Source organism: Candidatus Cardinium hertigii (assembly GCF_050864855.1).
In the GTDB taxonomy this organism is placed as follows: Bacteria; Bacteroidota; Bacteroidia; order Cytophagales; family Amoebophilaceae; genus Cardinium; species Cardinium hertigii_C.
The window spans coordinates 1-16,759 of record NZ_JBOZWW010000020.1 but is presented as its reverse complement, the minus strand read 5'-3'; the positions used below and the strand labels follow the sequence as shown (position 1 = coordinate 16,759).

Sequence of the window (16,759 nt, the reverse complement as noted above, 5' to 3'; positions counted from 1 at the left end):
ACTTTATCTTTACAAGTTTTAAAAGAAGTACAAACTTTTTTACGCGGATATACAGCAGATAAGCCCATTCTACGCATATAATCTAGTACACGATTTTTTCCTATAGACAGACCATCTTCTAATAACTGGTTATATATATAGCGATATCCGTATTCTGGATGATTACTATAAATATCACCTATTTTATTGATAATCTCTCTATTAAAAGTATCCTCTATACTAGATTTGTAATATAGAAAAGAACGGTTAATGGATAATAACTTACACTGTCTTGCCTTAGGTAAATGAGCAAGCTTGGATTCAACAAGACCTTTTTTACTTAATAAGTCCAAGCTCTTTAGCTTTCCCAATGCCCAATCTCTTTCAACTGTAGTTTTACCTAATGTCTTGGCTAAGGCATCATTTTCATCCTTAAGATGAGCTATTTCATCTTTGTATACACTAACAACTTTCGATGGATCAAAAGCCAAAGAGGCATTTTCCATAAACTGATGTTTCCAATTTTGAAGTGTCTTGGTTGTTACTCCATATTTGGACGATAACTCTACTAACGTTAATTCTTCTTTCAACAAATCTAAGACTATTTTAGTCTTCTCTACTGAACTAAATTTTCTGACCTTTTTTCTTCCCATTTGATAAACTCCATTTTGAAACAATAAAACTACTATAATAGGAAACAATTTAAGTCATTTTTTTGTCCAGTTTTTTCGGTCCACTATATTCTAAAAAAGTAGTTTTTTTTCTACTAAAGTGAATCCCTACTACTACTGTCAACAACAAGAAAGCCGCTACTATCACAATAGGCATATTAAATAATATCATATATAAAATGATTAAAAGAGTATACAACCTACTATAGATATGGTATAATTTCTATGTTAAAGATTTTGTTTTAAAAATCAAAAAAAAGTGTAGCGGGAATGGATAAATTATTTTCAATCCGAAAATTACTTTAATGCGTAAATATTTATACTATTGTGATATTAATATGGTATATTTGATTAATCTTCATTAATAATGATATATAATTGATATTAAAAATATATTAGTGTGATACTAAATCAGATTCATTATAACATATAAAATACGTTGTAACAAATCTATAATGGTGTAAAAATGATATATGTAATAGGCGGTATTAAAGGAGGATCTGGTAAATCTACTATTTCTACAAACTTAGCAGTTTTAATGGCCAAAAAATTCAAAGATATTCTTTTAATTGACGCAGACGATCAACAAAGTTCTTCTGATTTTACTGTGTTTAGAAGTGAAACAATGAAAGATAACTTGGACTATACATCCATTCAACTATCAAATAGAACAGTTCGTGATCAAACAATAAAGTTAAGACCAAAATATGACCATATTATTATTGATACAGGTGGTAGGGATACTACTAGTCAACGAGCCGCTATAAGCATTGCTGATATTTACTTAGTCCCATTTGTCCCTAGGTCATTTGATATTTGGACAATACAAAAAGTGTCTATACTAATAGAGGAAATGAAAATCATTAACCCAAATTTAAGATCATTTTCTTTTCTTAATAAAGCTGATTTTAGTGGTCAAGACAATAGTGATGCTGCTGACTTTCTTAAAGAGAATAAAACGTTAAAGTTCATAGATATTTTCATAGGAAACAGAAAATCATTTCCAAATGCATCTTCAAAAGGATTAGCAATTACTGAGACAAAGCCTAAGGATATAAAAGCTATACAAGAGTTTAATGCTTTATTTAATTTTTTAGTTAGTATTAATTTAGATTAAATCTAATGTTATTATAGTATTAATGTAACATTAAAATAATATTAAAATGGCTATTTCTAAAAAACTACCATCTTATGAACGTAAAGTAAGTGATCTTATAAACAAGGGTGGTGCTATCGCTAATACTAATAAAAAAGAAGAGCGAAGTATACAAAATGTACAATTAAGATTACCTAATAGTCTAATTCAAAAAATTGATAATCAATGTACAAATGATTACTATCAAATAAAAAAATCTAGACATAGTTGGATATTGGATGCAATTTTAGAGAAAATTGATAGAGAAAGTTCGTAATTGATCGACCTGGAAATATTATTTCTTTATAAATAAATTTAGGAAGTGTTCAATAAACTGTGTCAGTTTCGTGTTTCATCTCAACTCAGGATTTAATCTATCTGGAAAAAAGACGTCTAACTGAGAGATAGTCAATGCCCAGTTTCTCACAGTTTATTGAACACTTCCTAAAAAGTTAAAATTTACATAAATATTGTTTCTTTACAATAATCTAAATTTTAGATTTATCTAAACAGATTAAATTATGTAGATATAGAAAAAAGTTGTCAAATTCTTTGAACGAAATATCCATATAGAGGTCCTCTATTTAGAGCATTATACATAACCCTTTCAAATCCAGATTCTCGTAGCGCACTTCCTACTAACTTAGTGTTTAAACGAATACTAGTACCAACTATATTTTGCAAGTACCTAAGTATATCAGTAGCTGTCATAAATTCTCCTTCTTCTTTATTTGATGGAGAAAGATACTGGAGTATCAACTCAGATTCTGTAGAATTTGTCTTAAAATCTCCAGAACGATTTTTTAACTCTTCTAAGTCACATTCGCTTAATTCTCCGCTAGTTTTATCCAATTTATATAAATGATAAGCCTGTTCCCATGATTTTTCTAATATATATTTTGCTTCATCATCTAAATAATCAATAAAATCTATTTCAAAACTTACCCATCTACTATTACCCAACTCTGAGCGCAAGAATTCAACATTATTTGTACTACCTACAAAAGAGGATATACGAGAAGCTGTTATTTCATCTTCCTGATAAGGCAAACGTACATTAACATGCGCCTGAGACAACCAAGTTTTAATTATCTCTGAATTAGAACGAAGCTGATGTAACTCATCTAAATCTATAATAAAGTTCCTTATAAGAGCCTTTTGAGCATCTTTTTCATTGCTGATAATCGGATTACCGTTGTAATATCTTCTAAGAGAAGGAGGGCATAAAAAACGACAGAAATAGCTTTTCCCTATGTTCTCTTTAGGGGAACATAAAATTAAAGCATGCTTATTAATTTCTCCATCTTCAAAAACAGTACGTACAGCTCGAATGAGCCATTTCTTAAGATGCGTATACCAATAACGACTATTATCAGGTGTATGATTTTTTAAATGAACATAACTAGATAGTTGACAAATATAATCTTGACTACTATCAAAGTCTTTCCCTTCAAAAGATAAAAAGTAGTCCTCTATTGGATTAAATCGTTCTACAAAAAAAGATTTTAAAATACAGTTAATCAAATCTAAAGAACAGTCAAATCCATTTCTATCTAGATTATCTCTTAATTCATTTACATTAATTTTTTCCCATATACTACTATTCTTTTTAGTACTCATCTCTCTTTCTTGCGTAACGATATTAAACCTAAAATTGAACTTACTATCCAAATAGTATTTTACTTTACCACGTTTAGTGTTAACTGTTTTTTTAACTTTAGGAACGTCAAGAGAATGTATAAATACTGACTTCGATTGTTGGATACCTTGATCCAATAAAAACTGGAAGTCAACAGCAGAATATTTTTGAAAATATTCTGCTATATCTTTAACTTCTTCTGGTAGTCGAATGGATATAATACCATAAGATTCTTTTAATTTATTAGAGGCAGTCTTTCCTGCATCATCATTATCATAACAATTCAATAGAACAGTAGTTCTACTACGTAAACTTTTCAGTAAATCCTCACTAGGCATTTGATGCTCTGACTGCAAAGAAATTACATTAATAAATCCATGGGCATACGCACTCATACAGTCTTTTTCACCTGCTGTGAACAATACATAATCTAAATTTCCTTCTGGAAGCTGAGATAAGCCGAATACATCATTTTTATTTTGGTTCTTATAGGAGAACGTCTTCTTCTGACCTTTAAAGAAAGGATTATCAAAAAACGGAGTATTTATCTCTGGGATGTATACTTTAACCCTACCATCTATATGATAAGCGGCTACAATCTGATTCTTCTCAAGATATTTGAAAGAAAAAAATCGACCTGAATTACTTTTATAAGATAAATAACCTACTTGTTTTACATCAAAATGATCTAAAACAGATTGATCAATACCATACAGCGACCAGTATTTAAGATATAGCTTAGAAATAGAAGATTCTGAATAGGGTACATATTCAATAGAAAGAGTTTGGGAAGGTAAAGAAAATTCTGGTTTTTTATCTAAAGATAATTTAGGAATAACAGATCTAGGAGTAACTTTTATATCTTGATCACTATCTAAACCCAAACACATTTCTTGGTTAATAACTTCTAAAAGCTCTTTAAACTGTGTTCTACAATCTAACCCATAGAAATCTGCCCACATTCTAAAGGCATCTCCCTGATGTCCTGTGTTAAAAGATTTAAACTTCCATGTACCTTTATCTAAATAAATTGATAAGCTCGGGTTATCATCTTTTTCAGAGAATATAGATTTATAGTTTTTTTTCCTTACATTTGAGTTAAATGTAGGAACCAAATGGCGGATAAGGCATGCCTCTCCTCCAGCCTTTTCAAGGATTTTTTCTTTTGTCAACATAATTTTATGTTTTAATCCCTTGAAAGGCTATTCCTTACATTAAATCTGGATCTCAAACCAAAATAAAATAAGAAATAGCCTCCTTTGGGAGGTTATTTTTGTTTATTCTTTTTTTTAGAATTCAAAAGGTCTTTTAAATATCCCATAGCCTTATTATCTAGAAAAACATTCTTATTTACCCAATAAACTCTTGATATTTTAGTCTTAGCTATTACACCCACAAAACAAAGCTCCCTTAAGGACTGAATAGCAGATGTATCTGATTTCTTATTAGCAAACCTCTTAAATTCGTCAATATCAAATATAAACCTATCTTCTGTAAAAGACTTCGTATCGAATATATAATACATCAATTCTAATGCGGCTTTCGAAAGATTTAAAATTATCTTAGATATATCTGATACTTCCTCATCTTCCAAAAATGGATTATCTGAAAATTCAGAATAATGTTTTAATCCTTTTTTCATAGCAACTAAGTAATTATGTTGTATTATACAACAACAAATATAAAATATATTTCTAATATACAATATGTCATTAACTCAAAAAAAGAATCAAACTTTATTTTAAACTTATAATCAACTATAAAAAAATAATATTATGTTAAGTTTAAGTAAATAGTAACTCTTAGTAAGATATAGTAAGGTTATCTAAAAATATATTAATCTGAAAATCAAAATTTTGTTAGATAAATAGTAAGATAGTAAGATTATTAACTTTATCTATAATATATAGTATACGCTACGAATAGTATATGTATGTACATAAATATCTCTATATATAAGATATATCTTACTATCTTACTATTTTAGTATTTATATATACATATAAATCTGGTTACTAGAATATTAAGTAATAGTAACATTTAATATAAAAATCTTACTATATCTTACTATATCTTACTATTTTATTTCATTTTTATAAAAAAATTATAATTTGAAAATCAATTTATAATTTATAATTAATAGAGTTTTATATGCGACACCCCCATTTTGATAAAAAACAGCCCTAAAAACCATATACTACTGATTATAAACTAATTAATTCTTTAAAACCCCTCTTTTTAGCTAAAAAACTCAAAAAACACCTAAAACAGGGGTTTTAAAAAACAAATACCACTGATTATGAGATACTACATCTCTTCAAAACCCCTCTTTTTAGCCAAAAAACGCCAAAAACACCTAAAACAGGGGTTTTAAAAAACAAATACCACTGATTATGAGATACTACATCTCTTCAAAACCCCTCTTTTTAGCCAAAAAACGCCAAAAACACCTAAAACAGGGGTTTTAAAAAATATATACCACTGATTATGAAATACTATATCTCTCAAAACCCCTGTTTTTAGCCAAAAAGAGGGGTTTTGAAAGGGTTTTTTAAACTTATGTTTGTGATTATGAAGTAATTATGTATTTTACACCCCTATTTTTAGTAAAAAACACTAAAAACAGGGGTTTGAGAAGATTTCCCCTACCAATCCATAGATATTTCTAGCCCCATAACAGTAGGTTCCTTGCTTTGCTGCTTACGCAACTCATGTTCCTGCCCACTACGAACCAGCTCTTTTTGGAGTACTTTAAGCATATCTTGATTACCCAATATGGACACCAACTCTTGACTCCAGTCTTTAGAACGAGAAGGAATAGAAGATTTACAAACCATTTGCTGCACACCAGCCAACTCACTAACTACTTTATCCATTTGCCTACCAGCCGGATCATTATCAAAAGCCAGCGTTACGGACAACTCATGGGCCTTAGCGTTAGATAAAACAGTCTCTAATTCCTTTTTAATGCCTTCTGATAAACTACCGCAAGTAGAGATATACATCGTACTACCATCATCCTTATGGATTTGTTTATGGCTTAAAGCGTCTATAGGGCTTTCTGTGACCACAATAGACTTTACGGGTATATGATGATCAACTAAGACAGATAAACCCCTAGGAAGCCCTTTTTGGAAGTATTTAGCACTATTGACAAAACCATCCTCAGAGATACTTCCTTTGGAGTCAAATCCGTAACTAATCGTACTACACATAACACCTTTCCCATGATGATCTAAATCCTTGTACAAGGCAAAAACAGCTTGATCCCCTACTTTGACACTTGGATAATGTTCGTAAGTAGAACGCCCAATACCCCTACAATGGAGATAATTATTTTTTTCATGTACTTTAACCTTATCAAAAGCTTCTTGAGCGATACAACGACTAGCAGAAACATCTTGTATCTCTTGAGACAAACATTTCTGATCTTTAAGCATACGATCATCCAAGTGATGACTAGACAAACCACAAATACTCTGATAGGTAAAACCCCTTTTTTCCATAAAGTCTACTATGGTACCTTTGTCTTGATCATCTACTAATGATTTATACATCCAATGGCCATTTTGATTGGGACTATTTTTAATCAGAACCTTATCGCCTTCTTTCTCCATAACCGCCCAGGTTTTAGAACTTTTTACCTTATCTAGCACATAACCCATAGAAGCAGCATGTTGAATCAAATTAACTTCCCTCTTAACCCTTTCTAAGGAGTTTTTAATAAAATTATCTCTTACCGTTTTACCTGTAGTTTTCGTGTAAGAAACCTCTCGTTTGAGTAATTTATTTTCTTCTTCTAAAGAATGTATTTTATCTTGTACATTTTCTAGCTCCTTTTTGGCTTTATCACGATGAAATGGATTTAAAGTATTGAGGTGTTTGGTTGCTTGTTCTATTTCTCTGTCAATTTTATTGATGCTTTTATAATATTCCTTTGTAGGAATGTGTTTTCTACCAGTTAATGAACTTTCTATTCCCCGTTCTAAACCAAAAGGAGCCATAGCTTCTGCATATCTATTTTGGTAACCCTGTAGTTTAATAATACCATCTTTGTAATGCTTAGCACTTAATCTTCCATCTTCAGTAATAGGAACTACTACACAGTGAATATGTGGGGTACGTTCATCTCTATGTACAGAAAAACGAACAATATTTTCTGCTCCTCCAAATTCTCTGCAGGCAAAATCCCAATTGGCTTTTTTCCAACTTTCAAATAATGCTTTATCAGATTCTATTTCTTTCATTCGTTCATGGCTACCAGTCATGACTAGACCTAAAGCTTTAATTGCATCTGATCGAATAGCTTTCTCTTTAGTATACCCTTCTGATATTCTTTGTTCAACCAGTTCAGATAAAGATTTACCACCGGTATCAACCAATTCTTCATTGAGATGTGTTCTAGAGGGATCTATATGAAGTCCTAACTCTAAGTTTAAACTTTTTTCTGCTTCATCTTCGTATAGGCCTGTTTTCTTCACTTCTTTGCAGGATCTATCTATGTGCCTACCGATTCCTATTAAACCACTTTTGTACCCTTTTATATTAAATGTAGCGAACGACATAACAAACAATAATTATATAAAATAAGGGGGAATTTTTTCCCATTTGCTCTTAAAGAATACAACAGAACAAAGATAGACATAACCAACTAAAATCGAGCATACCTTACAAAGTAAGGAGTAGTGAGCTACGCCTTACTCCGTAAGACCATAGAACTTATCCTCCTTACGGAGTTATAATAAATAAACAAATGGGAAAGAATGTTTGTAAAATAGCCTATATTTTGAAGATATATAGTATATTTATACCATATAAATTTTAACAGTTTTAATAAAATAAATTACATAAATATGGAAGATAAAATTAAATCAATGGTAGATGAACTTATTAAAGAAGGAGTCGATTTAGAAATTATCCTTAAAGCTTCTGGACTATCCATAAAAGAAATAGAAGAAATAAGCCCTTTAGCTTACGGAAGATATGTAGGAGCTAGAAAAAAACTACTAGAAATAGCCTATAGAATGATAGATCTTGGTTATAAAAAAGATGAAATAGTAAAGGTTACTGGAATGATTCCTTCTAAAATAGATGACCTAAAAAGTAAAACAAAAGCTAAAAAATAAATTGTATTTTTAATACTAAAAAATTATGATTTTTAATAAAATTAAACTATATTATATAAATAAAAATGTAAAAAAACATGTAAAATAAAAGTAAAATGAATGTAGAAAATTTTATCACATCAGTAGTTGATAAATATATTAGTCTAAAAAAATATAAAGTACCTAAAAAAGAAATAAAAAAAATAAATCTTATAGACCATGAAAAATATATAAAAGCTAAAAAAAAACTACTAGAAATAGCATGTAAAATGATAGTAATTGGTTATGAAAAAAAAGAAATAACTAACATAACAGGAATATCTAATGAAAAATTAAAAGAATTAGAAAGTATTTTTAATACTAAAATATTATGAATTTTTAAAAAATTTTACTATATTACATAGTATAAAATAATAATAAATACTGTCATGATGAAAAGTAATTATACATGTTATGGAAAGTATATAGGATATAAAGAAAGAACAATAGAAATAGCAAATAAAATGATATTTCTAGGTTATAAAAAAGATGAAATAGTTAAAGTAACAGATATACCTTACCCAATAATAGATAAATTAGAATCCAGTATAAAAAATAAAAATAATATTTTTAATTAGATATATATTAACCATATAAATATTATAAAAATATGGAAGATAAAATTAAAAAAATATTAGAAAAACTAATTCAGTCAGGTGTTGATATGAACGCTTTTATTAAAGCTTCTGGATTATCTATACAGAAAAAAATAGTAAGCGTTATAGGAAACGGATATAGAAGCAGAAAACTAGTAAAAAGAAAACCATTTAGGTACTAATGGTAGTATTTTATTTTTTTCTAGCCTTATTTTTGTTTCAAGCACTTTATTGGCTGAAATTAAGTGGTATCCATCTAAACGACCGTTATCTTAAATGGGCCGTTGAATACGCATTTAAGTCAAAATATGGGTTACATACTAGGCTAATTTTAGTAGGTTCTATTTCCTTTTTAGCCTGGGATCGATTGAAAACATTTATAGCCAATGCATTTGATAAAAATAAAAGTTGGATACCTCTTATAATACTTTCTTTCTGGTTAATATTTACGATTTGTTTTGTCTATTTTGAAAGAACATGTCTATATCTATATTCCTATAATTGTTTAAAGTCATATACCTATTTTCCTTCCCATTTGTTTATACTTTTTTTGGTCTATTTCGCTATCCCATTTTGGTCTCATGGAGATATAAAACCTTTTGTAAAAAGGGATAAAAAGGCGATAAGCCTTCCAAAATGCTACGACAAAAAATCACCTTTTAGTATAGCTATACCTACTAAAAGTGGTAAACTACCAATCAATAATCCCCAAAGAGGTATCTATATCTTAGGTGGCGCTGGAAGTGGTAAAAGCATCTATGTTTTAGAGCCGATACTTTACGAAATGATTAAAAAAGGCTATTGTGGGATTGTATATGATTATAATTTTGAAGGGATTCAAATAGATTCCCAAGCAAAGTGCTGTTTATCTAAATTTGTCTATAATTGCTATTACAGGTTGCCAGAAAAAGAGAGAAAAAAGTTTTCGTTCAAAACGATTAATTTCACCGAACTGAATAAAAGCAGCCGTATAAATCCCATAGATCCCGTTTATATATCAAATAGAGCCTATTTAGAAGAATATGTAACGGTATTGTTAAAAAACCTTAATCCTGGGAAAAAGGATGATTTTTGGCATGTAAGTACTAAATCGCTTTTACAGGGGATGATCATATATTTGTCTAATAAAGCCCCAAAGTATTGTACGTTACCCCATGTATTGATGTTATCTACAAAACCTATAGATAAGCTATTAGGTTTAATAGAACAAGATGAAGAAGCCTATATATATTCTAGTTCTATATTTGATGCGTATAAAGGAGGAGAGAAGTCATCCGCCCAATTAATAGGTATTCTAGCCAGTTTTAAAACTAGTTTACTTCCCCTTATAAATAATGATTTGTTTTGGGTGTTAAGTAAAAATGAAATAAACCTGACGATCAATGATGGCAATGCGCCTACTCTACTATGTATTGGAAACTTTCCCCCTGCTAAATCAGCATTTAGTCCAGTAATATCCTTGCTCCTTACAGTATGTTTTAAATCTATGTATGGACATGGTAGAACCAAAAGCTTCGTAGCCATAGATGAGTTGCCTACGTTGTATATACCGGATATTTCAGAAGTACCTGCTACGGCTAGGAAATATGGAATTAGTACGATTGCTTGTATTCAATCTAATGCGCAATTAGAGGATACATATGGCCATGGAGGAGCTAAAAAACTCAGAGATATATTAACCAATCAATTTATAGGGAGTTGTGGGGTTGAATCATTAGGTTATGCCAGTTCTTTATTTGGTAAAGAAGCGCATATCGTAAAATCTACTAGTTCCTCAGAAACTTATCATTCTAATGCTAAAGGTCCCAATACTACCCGAGGAGAAAACGTGACTATACATGATAAAGACGTAATCGAGTCTAATGAGTTTTCACATTTTAAAGTTGGCTACTTTGCAGGAAAAGTAGTAGAGAGTGAGGGTGCGTTTTTCCAGGAACAATTTAAACCTGTCTCAGATTACGACAAACAGTTTAAAAATAAGTATCTAAAAGAATTACCAGATGTGGCAGTAATTGATGCTGCATCTATTATTGAAAATACAAGAAGAATTAAAGAAGAAGTTAATACACTGATTGTGTGACAAATATTGTAAAGTATAGTAATATGAATAAAGGTATATCATTTAAATTTTTCAAGTACGTTTTACCTGTTTTATGTTTATTTTCTGATAGATCTTTTTCCAGTTCGCGGATTATTGTGGACGAAAAAGGAGAGATTATCGGTAACAAGAACAAACGTAAGTTTGTTTGGAAAAGGCATGCCCCCTTTGGCATGGTTTTAATACCTTCAGGCACCTTTTTAATGGGTGGAGGTGTAAACCAATCTGTTATTCCCAGTACCCATGTCACCGAAGTTAAAACAGTAGGTCCCTTTTACATGGATGAAACAGAAGTAACAATAGCCCAATACTTTGCTTTTCTAGATATCGTTAAATCCGATCCAGAAGCCTATGGCTTAGATATAGAGTATATAAACGCCAAACTAATGCCAGATATGAATAGCTGGCAAAGAGACTTTGGGTTTATGTTTATGGACGATTCCTTTGGGACCAGTTATTGTAATGATCCAGGTTTTTCAGATCGCCCTATAGTAGGTATCACCTTTGAAGCAGCCCAACAGTTTGCCCGCGTTAGATCTATTTATAGGAATAAATATTTAGCCTCTAAAGGCCTTCCTCCCGCCCCTGATTTTAGGCTTCCAACTGCTTTAGAATGGGAATATGCAGCCAAAGGAGGCAGCTCTTCTTCCCAATATCCATGGGGAGGACCTAATGTAAGAGATACCAAAGGCAATCTACTGGCTAATTTTAAGGTTACCAAAGGGAACTATTCAGCCTCTGGTTATACCTATACTTCTCCGGTAAAAGCTTTTCCCCCTAATGGCTATGGGCTTTATGATATGGCTGGCAATGTTTCAGAATGGTGTCAAGATGTTTATAGTCCTATAGCGATTTATAAAGATAGATCCGAACGCTCTATTGATATATCTGACAAAACTGTTTTTAGGGTTATAAAAGGCGGATCTTGGAAAGATTATGCCTATGCCCTACAAACAGGTGTTTGTGACTTTGAAAACCAAGAGGTAGCCAGATGCTACATTGGTTTTAGGTGTGTGATGTCAGCTGTATAAATATTTCATTAAACTTTTAGGATATCATGCATCAAATAAATAATTCATTTAAAGATAAGTTTTATAAAACGATAATGCTCTTTGTCTATAATATTGGTGCATCCGTTGTAATCTTAGGGGCGATGTTTAAACTATTAAACCTACCTGGAGGTAGCCTAATGTTGGGTATAGGTCTATCTACCGAAGCATTAATTTTCTTTTTAAGTGCCTTTGAACCTAAAGAAAAATCAATCAGTGGCTCTGAGAGCCATCCTAATTTACCAACTGATTTTGAAGATAAATGGAGTAATTATATTAATCACATGGAATCCATGACCCATACATTATGCGCTATGAATGCATTTTATAAAAAATCGTTAAAAGAAATAGAAGAAGCAGGAAATGAAGCTATAAAATTTAAAAAGGAGCTTACCTCTCTCAATGAAAAGCTCACTGTATTGAATGAGATATATAGCAATAGTTTAAAGGCTTTTAAGCGTTAATGGTTTCATGTTTAAAACATCTATTTAAGCTAGTATGCCTATAGCCAAGTTAACACCTAGACAAAAAATGATAGGTGTAATGTATTTAGTATTAACGGCTATGTTGGCCATTCAAGTGAGCTCTAGCGTATTGGATAAATTTATGCTGTTGAGCGCAAGTATCGATAAAAGTAAAGCGCTACAATTAACCCAAAATGAACATTCCATTCAGTCACTAAAAACAACCGTTTCAGATATGGGTAATCGTCCCATAGATGTCAAAATACTAGTGAAAGTAGTCTCTATTCATAAGGAAACTTTAGACCTATTAGCTTATATAGATAACTTAAAAGATCAGTTGATTACCTTATCAGGCGGAATAGATCCCACCACTAACTTACCCAAAGGTCTTAAAAACAGTGGTACTGTATCTCGTTTGATGTGTAACCAGGGAGAAGGCACTATGTTACAAAACAAATTAAGTCACTATATAGCCCATATATCTGAGAAAACCGATCATACCTATCTTTCTATTGCTTTTGATGGCAAAGACCATCCATTTTTCAGTAAAAATCCAAATCAATCCAGCAAAGATTTTGTAGGATTAAATTTTGAGGATACTCCCCTGTGTGCAGCATTGGCAACACTAAGCCAGTTTTCCTCTGAAGTGGTTGCTACAGAAGCAGATGCCATTAATAGACTGGGCCATCATTTAGGCGCTAGTGACGTTAAATTTGATCAATTTAAATTACTAGCCCATACAAAATCCTATATTGTTCCAGCTGGTAGCAAGTATGAGGCAGATTTAATTTTATCAGCAGCTTCGTCTGCTGTATCACCAGAGATGTGTATCAATGACGAGCCCATTTTAGTACAAGACGGCATAGGAAAAGTTTCTTTTACTGCTTCACCTGGTAAATACGACGACCAGGGCTTTTCCCAAAAGAGCTTTAAAGCCTCTATAAAGTTAAAACTACCAGGAGGTAAAGAGTCTGTTCTTACAGAAAATATTTCTTACCTAGTAGCCAAACCAGTAATACAAGTAAAATCTGTTGCAGTTCAGTCGTTATATTATAATTGTGGGAACGAACTAAACATTCAAGTTCCATCTTTAGGCATAACCTATAATCCTACTTTTAAGGCAGAAGGTGGTATAGCTATACCAGGTACTAAAAAAGGAATTGTAACCATTATTCCTACTTCCAAAGAGGTAAAGTTAAAAGTATACCAATCAGGTCACCTAATCGGTACAGAGTCTTTTAATGTACAATCCATTCCAACCCCACAAATTACCCTTACCAGTAATAATAAACCTATTGATCCCCAAGTAGGCCTTCCTGCATCTGGGCTTAGGAGTTTAGAAACACAAGTAATTCCCAATAACCATTTTAAAGCTTTTTTACCCAAAGATGCTAGGTATCAGGTAGTAGAATGGGTTATTACCTTAGCAAGGGGTAGTAGACCTATACAGACGTTACAGGTAAACCAAACCATTGCAGATTTGTATCGGATAGCTTCTTTAGCCAAACCAGGTGATCGCTTGGTAGTACAAATAAAAAAACTAGAAAGAAAAAACTTTAAAGATGAAATAGAAACGATTGTAGATAGATCCTGTTTTAATATCATACTCCATTAACCCTATGTCTGTAAATAATTCTTTTTTTGTTTTATGTTTCTTTTTCAGCTCGACCCATTTATCCTATGGCCACCATTTAGCTAAAAGCTATAATCCCCATTCCATTCGTCCTATAGATAGAGCATATATCTTATATGCCATAAAAGTTTGGAGGGATATCCCTTTAAATAATCGACAAAACAGTTCATGTTTTATGACTGGAAAAGAGATATCTAAAGTGCTGGTAGAAGGAGTAAAAGCAGATGTACTAATACCCTATCAGGATGATACCCTTACGGCAGTTATGGATAAAAAACAATTCTTAAAAAACTTGCAAATTGAACCCGGAAATAGTGCTTCTCAAAATACGCCTAATGAATTTTACCCCAGTGAGATGGCGCTGTTAAGATTGGTAGAGCATATACTATTTGATAAGGTTACAGCTAGACAGGTGTATGATATAGAGTCCATTCAGTTAATAGTTCCTGGTAAAAACCATCCGCCTACTTATTTAGATCATACCATAGCTACGTTTAAGTATAAAGATGTAGTAGCCTATTTTAACACTTTACCATTTGAATCAGTCTGTTGGTACAATAGGTCCAATGCAGCAGAAAACCTAAATTGGATAGATGCTTTTACACTTAGATTATTTGACAGCACCATCTTAAAAGTAGACGATAGTGATAATCTACTAGATTCAGAAGACAAGTATGTAGATCTTGAAGAGTTACTTTCAGAGTATTAATAGGCATAGACTATATAATATTCTTTTATGTAACTTAATAGATGTAAATAGATTATATTTGTAATGTTAAATACATTTAAGTAATCATTACTCAAACACTTTGTATCAAGCTATTTTTATGAAAGAGTATTTAAAGCACGATGGATTAGCGAAAAAGATCTTATCTGATCCAATAGCTGCCCAGGAGTTTATCAGCCATTATTTACCAGAATCCTGTAAGTCAATACTGGATCTGAATACCCTTAAAGTAGAGAAAGAGTCTTACGTAGAAGAAGATTTAAAGCAGAAATTTAGTGACTTGGTATTCTCTATCAAGATGAAAAATAATGAAAAAGCGTTTATATATACCCTTATTGAAGCCGAAGTGCGTCCTAATTATTGGACAGCGTTTAAGCTATGGAAATATATTTTTTTATTGATAGAAAGGCATAAAACAAAACATCAATCAAAGTTACCGTTGGTGATTCCGATCGTAATGTATCACGGTACTAGACCCTTTAACGCTCCAAGAAGTTTATGGGATTTGTTTATAGATCATAGTCTTGCTAAAGAGTTTATGGGAGGTGATTACCAGTTGGTAGACCTATATTCGATGCCAGATGAAGCAATTAAAAAGAAGCAGCATTTAGGAATGCTTGAATATTTTATGAAGTATGTTTATGCAAGAGATATTTTAAATCTATGGGAAGAGTTTTTAGAAAACTTTAAATCTTGTCTTTTCCTGGATAAGGAAAAAGGCTATATTTATGTAAGGAATTTTTTATGGTATACGGATAGCAAACTACCAGAAGATAAGTATATAGATCTAGAAAAGATTATAAAGGAACATTTTCCTAAAGAAGACAAAGAAAATCTTATGAGAACTGTAGCACAAAAATATAGGGAAGAGGGAAAGCTAGAGGGAAAGCTAGAGGGAAAGCTAGAGGGAAAGCTAGAGGGAAAGATTGAGATTGCTAAATCCATGCTTTCAAAGGGCTATTCTATAGAAGATATTGTTCTTATTACTGGTTTATATCCTTCTGATATTCAAGATCTTAAGTAAGATAAATAAATTTTTTATTTATTTACTAGAATATAAAATTATCATCTTGATAATCAACTACATATAATTATATTCGTAAACTTGTAATTATAAAGTTTTATACTTATAATTGTGGGGTTATGTTTTTTTTGATTAGGTGTTAATATAATATAGATTTAGAAATAGCCTCCTTAAAAAGAGGCTATTTTTATATAATCCCATCTTTCTCGTTTATCCTATCTCGTTTGTTTCAAAAACAAAAAATCATTTTTAGCAGAATATTTCTTTTGGTCTAGATATATTTGTTTTTTTAAGTAATATTTTATATCTTATATATATTACTATGTAATATATATAAGATATAAAGTTAAAACTAATATGACAAAACGTTTAAATAGGGGTCGCCTTGGATATTGGAAATTATTGTACGTTAAGGTCTGTTTTCTGTACTAGCTTTGGGTTGTTTTTTCTTCCGAGTTATTATATCAATTGACGTGATAGACAACATTTTTCAGATACTATTTTTCCCATTTTCCAGCAAGTTATTAAAAGTGCTTAGCATGATTTTTTTAATTGTTTAAAGTGTACAATCGTTGAATACGGCATACTTGCGATGCGCTG

Annotated in this window: 16 protein-coding genes; 11 read left to right on the top strand and 5 right to left on the bottom strand. The window is 31.2% G+C overall.

Features of this window, described 5'->3' with window-relative positions:
- On the bottom strand, positions 1 to 632 hold a 632-nt coding region (locus ACRRVB_RS00800; protein WP_432466121.1), incomplete at its 3' end, for an IS3 family transposase.
- Between the two features lie 49 nt (positions 633 to 681).
- Positions 682 to 822: a hypothetical protein gene (locus tag ACRRVB_RS00795; RefSeq protein ID WP_432466120.1), complete on the bottom strand. Its 141-nt coding sequence runs from the start codon at positions 820 to 822 to the stop codon at positions 682 to 684.
- A gap of 294 nt (positions 823 to 1,116) precedes the next feature.
- Between ACRRVB_RS00795 and ACRRVB_RS00790 the strand changes: the two genes are divergently transcribed.
- On the top strand, positions 1,117 to 1,767 hold the full coding sequence (locus ACRRVB_RS00790) for an AAA family ATPase (protein ID WP_432466119.1): 651 nt from the start codon (positions 1,117 to 1,119) through the stop codon (positions 1,765 to 1,767).
- Positions 1,768 to 1,813: 46 nt separating this feature from the next.
- Positions 1,814 to 2,062, top strand: a complete 249-nt coding sequence (locus tag ACRRVB_RS00785; RefSeq protein ID WP_432466118.1) for a hypothetical protein — start codon at positions 1,814 to 1,816, stop codon at positions 2,060 to 2,062.
- A gap of 266 nt (positions 2,063 to 2,328) precedes the next feature.
- On the opposite strand, the gene ACRRVB_RS00780 is transcribed toward ACRRVB_RS00785, so the two are convergent.
- The 3 genes from ACRRVB_RS00780 to mobV all read right to left on the bottom strand — a co-directional run bounded on the left by ACRRVB_RS00780 (position 2,329) and on the right by mobV (position 7,989).
- On the bottom strand, positions 2,329 to 4,599 hold the full coding sequence (locus ACRRVB_RS00780; protein ID WP_432466117.1) for a VapE domain-containing protein: 2,271 nt from the start codon (positions 4,597 to 4,599) through the stop codon (positions 2,329 to 2,331).
- Positions 4,600 to 4,691: 92 nt separating this feature from the next.
- Positions 4,692 to 5,066, bottom strand: coding sequence for a hypothetical protein (locus ACRRVB_RS00775; protein WP_432466116.1), 375 nt, complete (start codon positions 5,064 to 5,066; stop codon positions 4,692 to 4,694).
- Between the two features lie 1,003 nt (positions 5,067 to 6,069).
- Entirely contained in the window at positions 6,070 to 7,989 is a 1,920-nt protein-coding gene (gene mobV / locus ACRRVB_RS00770; RefSeq protein WP_432466115.1) for a MobV family relaxase, read from the bottom strand.
- 288 nt (positions 7,990 to 8,277) lie between these two features.
- Here mobV and ACRRVB_RS00765 point away from each other — a divergent pair, with 288 nt between their 5' ends.
- From ACRRVB_RS00765 to ACRRVB_RS00725, 9 genes are all read left to right on the top strand, one after another.
- Positions 8,278 to 8,550 carry a hypothetical protein gene (locus tag ACRRVB_RS00765; protein ID WP_432466114.1) on the top strand — a complete coding sequence of 91 codons (273 nt, stop codon included), beginning with the start codon at positions 8,278 to 8,280 and terminating at the stop codon, positions 8,548 to 8,550.
- A gap of 95 nt (positions 8,551 to 8,645) precedes the next feature.
- The gene (locus tag ACRRVB_RS00760; protein WP_432466113.1) at positions 8,646 to 8,903 is read left to right on the top strand and encodes a hypothetical protein; all 258 of its coding nucleotides are present in this window, start codon (positions 8,646 to 8,648) and stop codon (positions 8,901 to 8,903) included.
- Between the two features lie 54 nt (positions 8,904 to 8,957).
- Positions 8,958 to 9,146, top strand: coding sequence for a hypothetical protein (locus ACRRVB_RS00755; RefSeq protein ID WP_432466112.1), 189 nt, complete (start codon positions 8,958 to 8,960; stop codon positions 9,144 to 9,146).
- 232 nt (positions 9,147 to 9,378) lie between these two features.
- Entirely contained in the window at positions 9,379 to 11,244 is a 1,866-nt protein-coding gene (locus ACRRVB_RS00750) for a type IV secretory system conjugative DNA transfer family protein (protein WP_432466111.1), read from the top strand.
- 23 nt (positions 11,245 to 11,267) lie between these two features.
- Positions 11,268 to 12,293 carry an SUMF1/EgtB/PvdO family nonheme iron enzyme gene (locus ACRRVB_RS00745; protein WP_432466110.1) on the top strand — a complete coding sequence of 342 codons (1,026 nt, stop codon included), beginning with the start codon at positions 11,268 to 11,270 and terminating at the stop codon, positions 12,291 to 12,293.
- 26 nt (positions 12,294 to 12,319) lie between these two features.
- Positions 12,320 to 12,775 carry a type IX secretion system motor protein PorL/GldL gene (gene porL / locus ACRRVB_RS00740; RefSeq protein ID WP_432466109.1) on the top strand — a complete coding sequence of 152 codons (456 nt, stop codon included), beginning with the start codon at positions 12,320 to 12,322 and terminating at the stop codon, positions 12,773 to 12,775.
- 34 nt (positions 12,776 to 12,809) lie between these two features.
- Positions 12,810 to 14,390 (top strand): type IX secretion system motor protein PorM/GldM, encoded by a 1,581-nt coding sequence (gene porM / locus ACRRVB_RS00735; RefSeq protein ID WP_432466108.1) that lies wholly within the window; start codon positions 12,810 to 12,812, stop codon positions 14,388 to 14,390.
- Positions 14,391 to 14,394: 4 nt separating this feature from the next.
- Positions 14,395 to 15,117, top strand: a complete 723-nt coding sequence (locus tag ACRRVB_RS00730; protein WP_432466107.1) for a hypothetical protein — start codon at positions 14,395 to 14,397, stop codon at positions 15,115 to 15,117.
- A gap of 118 nt (positions 15,118 to 15,235) precedes the next feature.
- Positions 15,236 to 16,159, top strand: a complete 924-nt coding sequence (locus ACRRVB_RS00725) for an Rpn family recombination-promoting nuclease/putative transposase (protein WP_432466106.1) — start codon at positions 15,236 to 15,238, stop codon at positions 16,157 to 16,159.
- Positions 16,160 to 16,759 lie beyond the last annotated feature (600 nt).

Excerpts from the sequence above, each read along its gene's own strand:
- ACRRVB_RS00725 (WP_432466106.1), top strand. The coding sequence starts at position 15,236 with ATGAAAGAGTATTTAAAGCACGATGGATTAGCGAAAAAGATCTTATCT.
- ACRRVB_RS00785 (WP_432466118.1), top strand. The coding sequence starts at position 1,814 with ATGGCTATTTCTAAAAAACTACCATCTTATGAACGTAAAGTAAGTGAT.
- porL (WP_432466109.1), top strand. The coding sequence starts at position 12,320 with ATGCATCAAATAAATAATTCATTTAAAGATAAGTTTTATAAAACGATA.
- ACRRVB_RS00730 (WP_432466107.1), top strand. The coding sequence starts at position 14,395 with ATGTCTGTAAATAATTCTTTTTTTGTTTTATGTTTCTTTTTCAGCTCG.
- ACRRVB_RS00760 (WP_432466113.1), top strand. The coding sequence starts at position 8,646 with ATGAATGTAGAAAATTTTATCACATCAGTAGTTGATAAATATATTAGT.
- ACRRVB_RS00780 (WP_432466117.1), bottom strand. The coding sequence starts at position 4,599 with ATGTTGACAAAAGAAAAAATCCTTGAAAAGGCTGGAGGAGAGGCATGC.
- porM (WP_432466108.1), top strand. The coding sequence starts at position 12,810 with ATGCCTATAGCCAAGTTAACACCTAGACAAAAAATGATAGGTGTAATG.
- ACRRVB_RS00795 (WP_432466120.1), bottom strand. The coding sequence starts at position 822 with ATGATATTATTTAATATGCCTATTGTGATAGTAGCGGCTTTCTTGTTG.
- ACRRVB_RS00775 (WP_432466116.1), bottom strand. The coding sequence starts at position 5,066 with ATGAAAAAAGGATTAAAACATTATTCTGAATTTTCAGATAATCCATTT.
- ACRRVB_RS00755 (WP_432466112.1), top strand. The coding sequence starts at position 8,958 with ATGATGAAAAGTAATTATACATGTTATGGAAAGTATATAGGATATAAA.
- ACRRVB_RS00790 (WP_432466119.1), top strand. The coding sequence starts at position 1,117 with ATGATATATGTAATAGGCGGTATTAAAGGAGGATCTGGTAAATCTACT.
- ACRRVB_RS00745 (WP_432466110.1), top strand. The coding sequence starts at position 11,268 with ATGAATAAAGGTATATCATTTAAATTTTTCAAGTACGTTTTACCTGTT.
- mobV (WP_432466115.1), bottom strand. The coding sequence starts at position 7,989 with ATGTCGTTCGCTACATTTAATATAAAAGGGTACAAAAGTGGTTTAATA.
- ACRRVB_RS00765 (WP_432466114.1), top strand. The coding sequence starts at position 8,278 with ATGGAAGATAAAATTAAATCAATGGTAGATGAACTTATTAAAGAAGGA.